General features: G+C 57.9%; 10 protein-coding genes. All 10 read left to right on the top strand.

Annotated features, from left to right (window positions below):
• The first annotated feature begins 5 nt into the window (after positions 1–5).
• The 10 genes from ACXAGD_RS03865 to ACXAGD_RS03820 all read left to right on the top strand — a co-directional run bounded on the left by ACXAGD_RS03865 (position 6) and on the right by ACXAGD_RS03820 (position 11,389).
• Positions 6–632 (top strand): OmpA family protein, encoded by a 627-nt coding sequence (locus tag ACXAGD_RS03865; RefSeq protein ID WP_475208602.1) that lies wholly within the window; start codon positions 6–8, stop codon positions 630–632.
• Positions 633–832: 200 nt separating this feature from the next.
• Positions 833–2,065 (top strand): CpaE/TadZ family protein, encoded by a 1,233-nt coding sequence (locus ACXAGD_RS03860; protein WP_475208600.1) that lies wholly within the window; start codon positions 833–835, stop codon positions 2,063–2,065.
• Positions 2,066–2,091: 26 nt separating this feature from the next.
• Positions 2,092–3,525 (top strand): CpaF family protein, encoded by a 1,434-nt coding sequence (locus ACXAGD_RS03855; RefSeq protein ID WP_475208599.1) that lies wholly within the window; start codon positions 2,092–2,094, stop codon positions 3,523–3,525.
• Positions 3,526–3,536: 11 nt separating this feature from the next.
• Positions 3,537–4,505, top strand: coding sequence for a type II secretion system F family protein (locus tag ACXAGD_RS03850; RefSeq protein WP_475208598.1), 969 nt, complete (start codon positions 3,537–3,539; stop codon positions 4,503–4,505).
• Positions 4,506–4,515: 10 nt separating this feature from the next.
• Positions 4,516–5,502 (top strand): type II secretion system F family protein, encoded by a 987-nt coding sequence (locus ACXAGD_RS03845; protein WP_475208595.1) that lies wholly within the window; start codon positions 4,516–4,518, stop codon positions 5,500–5,502.
• A complete protein-coding gene (locus ACXAGD_RS03840; RefSeq protein WP_475208594.1) occupies positions 5,489–6,082 on the top strand; it encodes a tetratricopeptide repeat protein in 594 nt (197 codons plus the stop codon). The genes ACXAGD_RS03845 and ACXAGD_RS03840 overlap by 14 nt, the downstream gene beginning before the upstream one ends.
• Positions 6,083–6,111: 29 nt before the next feature.
• Positions 6,112–6,963 (top strand): tetratricopeptide repeat protein, encoded by an 852-nt coding sequence (locus ACXAGD_RS03835; RefSeq protein ID WP_475208592.1) that lies wholly within the window; start codon positions 6,112–6,114, stop codon positions 6,961–6,963.
• Between the two features lie 3 nt (positions 6,964–6,966).
• A complete protein-coding gene (locus tag ACXAGD_RS03830; protein WP_475208588.1) occupies positions 6,967–7,512 on the top strand; it encodes a prepilin peptidase in 546 nt (181 codons plus the stop codon).
• Between the two features lie 117 nt (positions 7,513–7,629).
• Positions 7,630–8,937 carry an ATPase gene (locus tag ACXAGD_RS03825; protein ID WP_475208587.1) on the top strand — a complete coding sequence of 436 codons (1,308 nt, stop codon included), beginning with the start codon at positions 7,630–7,632 and terminating at the stop codon, positions 8,935–8,937.
• A gap of 40 nt (positions 8,938–8,977) precedes the next feature.
• Positions 8,978–11,389 carry a ligase-associated DNA damage response DEXH box helicase gene (locus ACXAGD_RS03820; RefSeq protein ID WP_475208586.1) on the top strand — a complete coding sequence of 804 codons (2,412 nt, stop codon included), beginning with the start codon at positions 8,978–8,980 and terminating at the stop codon, positions 11,387–11,389.
• Positions 11,390–11,420 lie beyond the last annotated feature (31 nt).

Here is an 11,420-nt window from a genome sequence, read left to right as displayed (position 1 = left end):
GACCAATGCACAAGTGGATCATCACACTGGGTCTTTCGGTCGCTGTCACCGCATGTACGCGTGAGGCCGGGTACGAAGTCGACCAAGGTTCATTCGGGAATGCGACCCTGAACAACCTCCAGGTCATGAACGGCGAATTGACCTACGCTCAGATCTTGGGCCAGCGATTCGCGGCCGAGGTTCCGACGCAGATCAACTTTGCCTTCGACAGCGCACAGCTGGATGAAACAGCTCAGCGTGTTCTGTTGCGGCAGGCTTCGTGGATCAAACAGTTCCCCGAGGCGCGCTTCCGCGTGTACGGCCATACCGATGCGGTTGGATCGGCGTCGTATAACAAGGCACTGGGCCAGCGACGCGCCGATGCGGCTGTTGCGTTCCTGACGCGGCAAGGCATCTCTCGCTCGCGCCTCGAAGCCGTCGTATCCTTTGGTAAAACGCGGCCACTCATCGCCACGCCGGACAGGGATCGCCGCAACCGCCGCACCGTGACCGAAGTGTCCGGCTTTGTGGATCGCAACCCGCTCATCCTGGACGGGAAGTACGCGGAAGTCATCTATCGCGAGTATGTTGCAAGCGCGACATATGTCGGCCGACTGAGCAAAGATACCGCTATTGGCGACACTAGCGAGTAACAATAAACTGGAACTGGGCGGCATCGTCGCCCATTTCCCTACAATTGGTTCTTTTGCGCCTAAATCTTGCCTAAGTTCCAAGCCAAATTTTCAACAATTAGGTGACTTGCGGCTGATCATGGCCGCACTGGGGCAAGAGCGAACCAGACGGGTCTTCAAGCCCACTGTGTTTGCCTGCTCCTGCGACGAGGATTGTGTTAATGACGAGCGCTTCGCCACAAGACGATACGAATGGCATTCTGGCCTGCACCATCAGCCGTGATGTCCAGAACTTCGATCTATTGATTGAGGATATGGAGGCCGCACTGGGGGAACGCTGGGGCGATCTCGGCTTTGCTGAAGCACTGGCCTTTTTCAGCCAACCCGATGCAGATTCACTGGAATTTGTGGCTTTGGCGATCGATGGCGAAGATGAAGACAACCTGTCGCTGATGGGCGAAATCATCTCCCGCGCCAAAGAAAAGAAGATCAAGGTTGTTCTGATTGCCGAAGATGTCACGCCGGCATCTCTGCATCAGCTGCTGCGTAAGGGGGCGGATGAATTCGTCCCCTACCCCCTCCCCGAGGGCGAGCTGCAGGAAGCCATCACCCGGATGAACCAACCTGACCCGGTTGCCGTTCACGAATCAGCCGCGACGCTGACACATGGCGAATCAAGAGAAGGCGCACTTTTCGTTGTGCATGGTCTGGCCGGAGGCGTGGGCTCGACTACAATGGCGGTCAACTTGGCCTGGGAATTGGCCACCGTTTCGGAAAAAGAGGAACCCTCGGTCTGCCTGATTGATCTGGACTTACAATTTGGCACCGTATCCACCTATTTGGACTTGCCCCGCCGTGAAACCGTCTTTGAGATGCTGTCCGACACGGCCTCGATGGATGAGGACGTGTTTGCTCAGGCGCTTCAAACCTACGAAGAAAAGCTGCAGGTTCTGACCGCGCCGTCGGACATGGTACCGCTGGATCTGATCACACCTGAGGATATTCAACGGGTGATCGACGCCGCCCGCCGTCATTTTGACTATGTGATCGTGGACATGCCTTCGACGCTTGTTCACTGGTCGGAAACCGTTCTTCAGGCCGCGCACGTATATTTCGCCTTGATTGAGTTGGACATGCGCTCAGCCCAGAACGCGCTGCGTCTGAAGCGTGCTCTGCAGGCCGAGGAACTGCCGTTTGAAAAATTGCGTTTCGCCCTGAACCGGGCCCCGAAATTCACCGATCTGAACGGCAAGAGCCGGGTTAAGCGGATGGGCGAAAGCCTTGGTATCTCGATCGATCTGCAACTGCCCGATGGCGGCAAGCAGGTCATGCAAAGCGGTGACCACGGACAACCATTGGCCAATGCGGCCGCCAAAAACCCGCTGCGTCGTGAAATTGCGAAACTTGCGAAATCGCTTCACAGCCTGGGCAGCAACAACGCTGAAGCTGCGTAACACAGTCTGAAAGGGAACGAGCCGCCGTGTTTTCAAGATATAAGAAACAGCCCGAAGCGCAGCCGGTTCAAACCCCGGCCGCTACACCGGAACCCGCAGTTCAAAAAAAGCCCACGGCCAATGCCGTCGCCCGACGCCCTGCGCCGAAGAAGGCAGCCGAGCCCGTGGTCGCCGATCGTGACCGCAAACGCAAAGAGCGTCTTGGCGAAATCAAGATCGAATTGCACCGCGAACTGCTGGAGAACCTGAACCTCGCCGCACTCGAGAATGCGGGTGAATCTGAACTGCGTGCTGAAATCAGCGCCATTGCCAGCGAAGTTCTCGAATCGCGCAATATCGTACTGAACCGAGAGGATCGCACGCAGCTAAACAAAGAGCTGTATGACGAGGTCACCGGTCTTGGCCCGCTTGAAACCTTGCTGCAGGACGACACGGTCAACGATATTCTGGTCAACGGCCCGCAACAGATCTTTGTGGAACGTGACGGTCGTTTGGAAATCAGCGACATCACGTTCAAGGATGAAAAGCACCTGATGCGGATCATCGACAAGATCGTGTCCGCTGTGGGACGTCGCGTTGATGAATCCAACCCTTATGTTGACGCCCGTCTGGCTGATGGCTCTCGTTTCAACGCCATGGTCCCGCCGATTGCGGTGGACGGATCGCTGGTTTCGATTCGTAAGTTCAAAAAAGACAAGCTGGGCATCGACGACCTGGTCAATTTCGGCGCCTTTACCGAAGAGATGGCCGCCTATCTGCAGGCCGCCGTTTCGACCCGCCTGAACATCATCGTTTCGGGCGGTACAGGTTCCGGTAAAACGACAACTCTGAACGCCCTGTCCAGCTTTATCGATGACGCCGAACGCATCCTAACCATCGAGGATACGGCGGAACTTCAGCTGCAGCAGACCCATGTGGGCCGAATGGAAAGCCGCCCGCCCAACGTGGAAGGCAAAGGTGAGGTCAGCCCTCGCGACTGTCTGAAAAACGCCCTGCGTATGCGTCCTGACCGCATCATCGTGGGTGAGACACGTGGCGCCGAGGTGATCGACATGCTGCAAGCCATGAACACCGGCCACGATGGTTCTATGACCACGATCCACGCTAACTCGGCGCGGGATGGTATCTCGCGTCTGGAAAACATGATCGCGATGGCAGGGATCGAAATGCCGATCAAAGCCGTCCGCAGCCAGATCTCGTCAGCTGTGAACCTGATCGTACAGGCCAGCCGTCTGCAGGACGGCTCGCGCCGGATGACTTCGATCACCGAGATCACCGGCATGGAAGGTGACGTTATCTCGATGCAGGAAATCTTTAAATTCCAGCGGGTTGGCCTGACACCGGACAACAAGATCATCGGTCATTTCACGGCAACAGGCGTGCGCAGCCACTATTCCGAGCGCTTCCGCCTGTGGGGCTTTGATCTGCCCACATCGATCTATGAACCCACGACTATGTAGGAGATCTGGATATGCAACTGCCTGTTGAGGCGCTCATATATGTCGTGATCTTCATCGCGGTGTTCTTTCTGGTCGAAGGCATCTATCTGGTGGCCTTCGGCAAATCCATCAGCCTGAACAGCAAGGTCAACCGCCGTCTCGACATGCTCGACAAAGGTGTCGGCCGAGAGCAGGTTCTGGAACAGCTGCGCAAGGAAATGCAGCAGCACATGAAGACGCAGAGTATCCCGCTCTACTCGCTGCTAGCCGACAAGGCGCAAAAAGCGGCGATCGCCTTCACCCCGCGGCAATTGATCATGGTCATGGTGCTGTTGTCCGGCTTTGCCTTTGTGGGCCTCAGCATTGGTACCGCGACCGATATGGTTCTGCGGGTCGCGCTGTCGGTCTTTATCGGTGTTGGCGGCGTTTACACCTGGGTAAACCGCAAGGCAAAAACACGTATGTCCCTGATGGAGGAACAACTGCCAGACGCGGTTGAACTGATGGTTCGTTCGCTGCGCGTGGGTAACCCGTTCGTTTCATCCGTTCAGATCGTTGCAAACGAAGTGCAGGACCCCTTGGGTACCGAGTTCGGCATCATTGCCGATGAATGCGCCTATGGCCGTGACGTGGGTGAAGCCCTGAAAGACATGGCCGAGCGTCTGGGTATGCAGGACCTTCGTTTTTTGTCGGTGGCCGTCGGGATTCAACAACAATCGGGTGGTAACCTGGCCGAGATTCTGGCCGGACTTGCCAAGGTGATCCGCGCCCGTTTCCGCCTGTTCCGGCGCGTCAAGGCAATCACTGCCGAGGCGCAATGGTCGGGCAAGTTCCTGTCCGGATTTCCGGTCTTCTGCCTACTGTTCATTTTGGTGACTGATCCCGGGTACTATGACGACGTGATCGACCACCCCCTGTTCATCCCGCTCTGTTTCTTTGTGGGCATCATGCTGACACTGAACCTGATTGTGATGCGCGTTCTTACCAACATTAAGGTCTGAGGGCTTAGCAATGGAATTCCTGACCCAAATCAACGACCTGATCAAACAATACCTGGGCGAGTTCGGACCCCTGATCGTCATCGGCGTTCTGGGGCTTTTCATGATCCTGATCGCTGTTTCCCTGATGCTGAACCAGCCAGAGGATCCGCTGAAAAAGCTGCAGAAATCTACTGCTGCGCCCAAGTCCGATAAGAAGTCCAAGAAGGACAAGCTCCGCAATACCAGCCGCAACGAGCAGTTGCAGAAATTCGCAACCTTCCTTGAACCCCAGAACGAGGAAGAACTGTCCGCGATGCAGCTCAAGCTGCGTCAGGCCGGTTATCACTCGAAAGATGCGGTGAGGTTTTTCCATTTTGCTCAGTTTGCACTGGGCATTGTCGGAATTCTGGTCGGCGTATTGTTGGTTACGGTGCTGTCGGGCGGGCAGGAATTCACCGGCAGCCAGATGACAATTCGCGTTCTGATTCCATCGGCCGCAGGGTATTTCCTGCCCCGCTACTGGATCACCCGGCGCGTCGAAGAACGGAAAGAAGCGATCACAGCCGGCTTTCCCGACACGCTGGACCTTATGCTGGTCTGCGTCGAGGCTGGTCAGTCTCTGGATCAGGCCATCGTGCGGGTGGCCCGCGAGATGAGCGTTTCCTACCCGGATATCGCGCAGGAATTTGAAGTCGTCGCCCAGGAAATGAAGGCTGGTAAAGACAAGGACACCGTGTTGCGCGACTTCGGTACCCGCTGCGGCGTTCAGGATGTCAGCGCATTTGTGACCGTGATGATCCAATCGGCGACATTCGGTACATCCATCGCCGAAGCTCTGCGGGTTTATGCCAGCGAGATGCGTGACAAACGCGTGATGCGCGCGGAAGAGGCTGCGAACAAGTTGCCAACCAAGATGACACTTGCCACAATGATGCTGACGGTACCGCCTTTGCTGGTCATTCTGGTCGGACCTTCGGCAAAAGGGATCGCAGATTTTGCAGGCAATGCTGGCGGATAACAGCAAGACATCCAGCTTCAGGCGTATCCGCTTTGGGATACGCCACCTATTAAAGGCCGCCGTGGTGATCGCCATGGTGGCCTCTTGCACGGACGCGTCGGGTAATCTGGACGCCCCCGGAATTGATCCGAATGGACCGGGCGCGGACGAGCTTACGGTCGGAAATCGGCTGATGGCTGCCGGAGAATACGAATTGGCGTTGGATTCCTTTACCCGTGCCGCACTGGATCAGGGGATGACGTCGCAGATATTGACTTCGATGGGGACGGCTAACCTTGGACTCAGCCGTCTGGGACAGGCCGAAGCCCTGCTGCGCCGCGCTGTAAAAGCTGACCCCGAATGGTCTGTCGCGTGGAATAATCTTGGCGTTTTGCTGGTCGAAACGGGCGAATACCCAGAGGCCGCACAGGTCTTCAAACGCGCCTATGCGCTGGACAATGGCGAAAGTGACGCAATCCGCGACAATCTACGCTTAGCACTCGCAAAAATGGAAAATCCTGCTAATAATACAGCGGAAGAACAAGAATATACGCTGGAGCGGCAAGGCGACGGGCAATTCAAGCTGCGCAAGCTCCCATAAAACAGGCAAGAGCAGTAAAGGACGCAAAAATGCGCCAACAATTCTTGATTGCGCCGATGATGATGTGCGGGCTGATCCTGTCAGCCTGCGAAAAAGAGACTGAGGAAGAAAAAGTCGAACGCACCTATCAGGAGGTCAACGTCATTGACGAGACCAACCTGAGCGAAGTGCTTCTGACCGCTGCAGATCCGAATGAGGCCGTGACCTACTTTCAGGGTGCGGCAGCCAAGAACCCCGGCAGGATCGACCTGCAGCGCGGATTGGCGATTTCACTTGCCCGCGCGAAACGCACGACCGAGGCCGCCGCCGCCTGGAAAAAGGTGACGACCATGAAGGGCTCGGCAAGTGTCGACAAGGTCGAATATGCCGACGCCCTTGTGCGCTCCGGCAACTGGAGCCAGGCTAAATCTGTTTTGGATTCGGTACCGCCCACCTATGAAACTTTCAAACGTTATCGCCTTGAGGCGGTGGTGGCCGATTCCAGACAAGACTGGAAACGCGCGGATCATTTCTATGAAACCGCTGTCGGCCTGACCACGCGCCCCGGCGGAGTTATGAATAATTGGGGCTATTCCAAGTTGACCCGTGGCCAGTACGCCGAAGCCGAACGCTTGTTCAACGAAGCGATCCAGCAGGACAAATCCCTTTTCACCGCCAAGAACAACCTGGTTCTGGCCCGGGCCGCGCAGGGTAACTACAGCCTGCCGGTGGTGCCGATGACACAGATCGAACGCGCCATGCTGTTGAACACGATGGGGATTTCTGCGGTCAAACAAGGCGATGTGGCCACGGCCAAGAACCTTTTCCGCGAAGCCATCGCCACGCACCCTCAGCATTATGACGAGGCCGTCCGCTCGCTCCGCGCGCTTGAGGATGCTTGATTGATGAACATTCCCGCGAACGCGGCGCTGTTATTTCTGCCCTTCGTTCTGCCGATCTGCCTGTACGTGACCTTCACGGACTTGCGTGCCATGCGGATCAAGAACCAAGCGGTGTATGCGCTGTTCGCGGTGTTTGTTGTTTTCGGTCTGTTCGTTCTGCCACCATGGTCGACCGCGTGGTCGACCACAAATCTGGGCTCATTAACGATCTCGCTGCCGCCGTATGTCTGGCATCTGCTTAATATCATACCGGCGCTAGCGTTTGGCATCCTGTTCAACCTGATGCGCCAAATGGGGGCCGGAGACGCCAAGTTTCTGGCTGCAGCCTCGCCATTTATCTGGCCCGGCGATTATGTTCTGGTGATCCTTATTCTGACGACGATGAACGTGGCGGCTTTGGTAACTCATCGGGTCGCCAGCATCACGGGCCTGCGGAATTTTGCGCCAGATTGGAAAAGCTGGAGCAGGGCCAGACGCATACCTATGGGGCTTTCCCTGGGCGGCGCTCTCGCCCTCTATCTGGTTCTCGGTACTGTTTACGGCTCGTGAACTATCATTATGCCGCCTTGCCCGTGCCTTGGTGCTGACACAAAGCCGGGACAGATTTCACCGTAGTGGCCCTTTTCGGGGCCTTTGGCGCGAAAACTGGATAGACGGGCAACGCTCATGAATATGCAGACAACCACGGTAATGGCCCCCCCTGCCCCCAAGGGCTTGGGTGAAATGAAACTGCCCATAGTCATGATGCGCGACATCATGTTGAAGACGATCTTCCGCAAAAACGTGGACACCGTTTCCGAGATCGCCGCAGCTGTCTGCCTGCCAGGTTCTGTCACACAAGAACTGATCGACATGGCGCGCGAGCAAAAGTTGATTGAGGCCACCGGCACGCTGAACGCCAACAGCGGTAACGAGATGGGCTATCAGTTGACCGATGCCGGCAAAGCCCGCGCGTTGGACGCGCTGAGTCAATCTGAATATTTCGGCGCCATGCCCGTGCCGCTGGATGTCTATCGCGAACAGGTCAAGCGTCAATCGATCCGCAACATTCAGGTCACCCGAGACCAGCTGACAGGCGCGATGGGCCATCTCGTTCTGCCCGACAGCCTGCTGGACCACCTTGGCCCAGCAGTCAGCGCCGGCCGGTCGATCCTGATGTATGGCCCGCCGGGCAACGGTAAGTCTTCGATCTCGAACGGGATCAAGGATGCCTTGGGGGACAATGTCTATGTTCCCTATGCCATCGAATACGCCGGTCAGGTGATCACCGTTTATGACCCGATCGTGCACACCGCGGTCGAGCAGGAACCCGATGATCCCAACAGCCTGCGCCGCCGCAAACGGTTCGACACACGCTATGTTCAGTGCGAACGCCCGACCGTTGTTACGGGTGGTGAACTGTCTTTGAGCATGCTGGATCTGGTCTACAACCCCACAGCGCGGACCTATCAGGCTCCATTGCAGCTGAAATCGACTGGCGGCATTTTCATTGTGGACGACCTTGGCCGTCAGCAAGAGCCGCCGCAGGCACTGATCAACCGTTGGATTGTTCCCCTTGAAGAGAAAAAGGATATCCTCGGCCTGCAATCGGGTGAAAAGTTCGAAGTTCCCTTCGACACGCTGGTCATCTTCTCGACCAACTTCCACCCCAACGAAATCTTCGACCAAGCGGCTTTGCGCCGGATCTTCTTCAAGATCAAGATCGACGGCCCGAACCAAGAGAACTTCTTGAAAATCTTCGCGATGGTGGCCCGCAAACGCGGTATGCCGCTGGATGAGGCCGCACTGGTACATTTGCTGAAGGTCAAGTACCCGACCATCAACAATATCTACGCGAACTATCAGCCGATCTTCCTGATCGACCAGATGATCTCGATATGCGAATTTGAAGGCATTCCCTATCAGATGAGCCCCGACCTGATCGACCGCGCCTGGGCCAACATGTTCGTCAGGGAAGAAAAGATCATTCACTGACCCCCTGCAATTCTGATCCCGGGCGGGTAATCATGCGACCATGACGCAGATTCCCGCCCGGATTACCGATTGGTTTGCCGCCAAAGGCTGGTCGATCCACCCCCATCAACAGGACATGTTCAACCGGGCCTCGGACCCGGCGACGTTGCTGATCGCCCCCACCGGCGGTGGCAAGACCATGGCTGGATTTCTACCGACGCTGGCCGAATTGGCCAAAACAGAACATCACGGCCTGCACACCATTTATGTCTCGCCGCTTAAGGCGCTGGCCGCCGATATTCGCCGCAATCTGCGCGGCCCCGCCGATGAAATCGGCCTGCCCATCCGGATCGAGGACCGCACCGGGGACACCTCGGCCACGCAGAAGAAACGCCAACGTGTGGACCCGCCGCATATCCTGCTGACCACGCCGGAAAGCCTGGCCCTGCTGACCTCGTACGAAGACGCACCCCGGATGTTTGCAGACGTCCAGCGGGTGATCGTCGATGAAATCCACGCCCTAGCCGAAAGCAAGCGCGGCGATCAGCTGATGCTGGCCTTAGCGCGTTTACAATCCTTGTGCCCCGATCTGCGCCGGGTCGGTTTGTCAGCCACAGTCGAAGACCCCGATGCCATCGCGCGGTTTCTGGCCCGGCATCCCGACCCGTGCCAGATCGTTCAGGCCGATCCCGGCCCGGACCCCGACATTCGCATGCTGGAGACGCAGGAAATGCCCCCCTGGTCCGGCGGCGGCGCAGCCTATTCGATCCCGGCTGTGTTGGATCAGATCAAGCAGCACAGGACCACGCTGATCTTCCACAACACCCGTGCGCAGGCTGAGATTTTCTTTCACAACCTGTGGCTTGCCAACGAAGATGGCCTGCCTATCGGTATCCATCACGGCAGCCTGGACCGGCAACAGCGTGAACGAGTCGAGGCCGCCATGGTCCGCGGTGACCTGCGCGCCATCGTCTGCACCGGCTCTTTGGATCTGGGTATCGACTGGGGCGATGTCGATCTGGTGATCCAGATTGGCGCGCCAAAGAACGTCAAACGTCTGGTGCAGCGGATCGGGCGGGCGAACCACCGCTACAACGCGCCCTCCAAGGCGCTTCTGGTGCCTGCCAATCGGTTTGAGGTGGTGGAATGTGTCGCCGCGCTTGAGGCTGCCAAGGCGCATGATCTGGACGGTGATCCGCGCGGCCCCGGGCCGCGAGACGTACTGTGCCAGCATATCCTGATCTCGGCAGCCGCCGGGCCGTTCGACGCGGATACACTCTTTACCGAAATGACCGCCGCCGGACCCTATGCGCAGCTGAGCCGCGCTGAGTTCGACGCCTGCCTGGAATTCTGCGCCACCGGCGGCTACGCCTTGCGCGCTTATGATCGCTGGCAACGGCTGCAACAGCGCGCCGATGGCCGCTGGCAATTGCGCGACCCCCGCGCAGCACAGCGGATCCGCATGAATCTTGGCACCATTCAGGATACCGATACGCTCAAGGTGCGCTTAAAGCGCAATCGCGGAGGCAAACCATTGGGCGAAGTGGAAGAGGTTTTCGCAGCCTCGCTGACCCCCGGCGACACCTTTCTGATCGGCGGCCAGATCGTCCGTTATGAAGGCCTGCGCGAGATGGTGGTCGAAGTAAGCCGCCGCGCGGATCGCAAGCCAAAGGTTGCGGTGTTCTCGGGCACGAAATTCGCCACCTCCACGCAGCTGAGCGACCGCATCCTGCGCATGTTCGCGCAACCCGACTGGCCGCAGCTGCCAACGCACACAGCCGAATGGCTGGCCCTGCAGCGCGAGATATCCCGCCTGCCCCAACGCGACCGCCTGCTGATTGAGAGCTTTCCCAATGACGGGCGCGAAAACCTGTGTGTATACGGCTTTGCCGGGCGCAACGCACAACAAACGCTGGGCCTTCTGTTAACCAAACGCATGGAGGAAACCGGCCTTGCCCCGCTGGGTTTCGTCGCCACTGACTATGCCACCCTGATCTGGGGGCTGGACGCGGTGACCGACCCGCGCCCCCTGTTTCAGCTGGATACCCTACGCGATGGGCTTGAGACATGGCTGGCCAGTAACGCGGTGATGAAGCGTACCTTCCGCGCCTCGGCCACTATTGCTGGTCTGATCGAACGGAACACCGGCGGGCAACGCAAAAGCGGACGTCAGGCGACGTTTTCCTCGGATATTCTCTATGACACCTTGCTAAAATACGACCCCGACCACTTACTGATGCAGATCACCCGCGAAGAGGCTATGCGCGGGCTAGTGGATTTCGGGCGGATCGAGGCGATGATCGACCGCATTGGCGACCGGATTGACCTGCTGCGGCTGGACCGCGTGTCACCCCTTGCAGCACCGCTGTTCCTTGAGGTCGGCAAAGTGCCGGTCAAAGGCGCGGCCGAGGAACGCTTGTTAGCCGAGGAAAGCGCGCGGCTGTTGCAGGCCGCGGGGCTGGCGCCCGGCTGATACCACTTGCGCCCCAGATCGAAACACGCGA

It is taken from the genome of Ruegeria sp. ABF4_144 (assembly GCF_056160045.1).
Note: the sequence above shows the minus strand (reverse complement) of the source record. Positions and strands in the feature narration are given on the sequence as shown.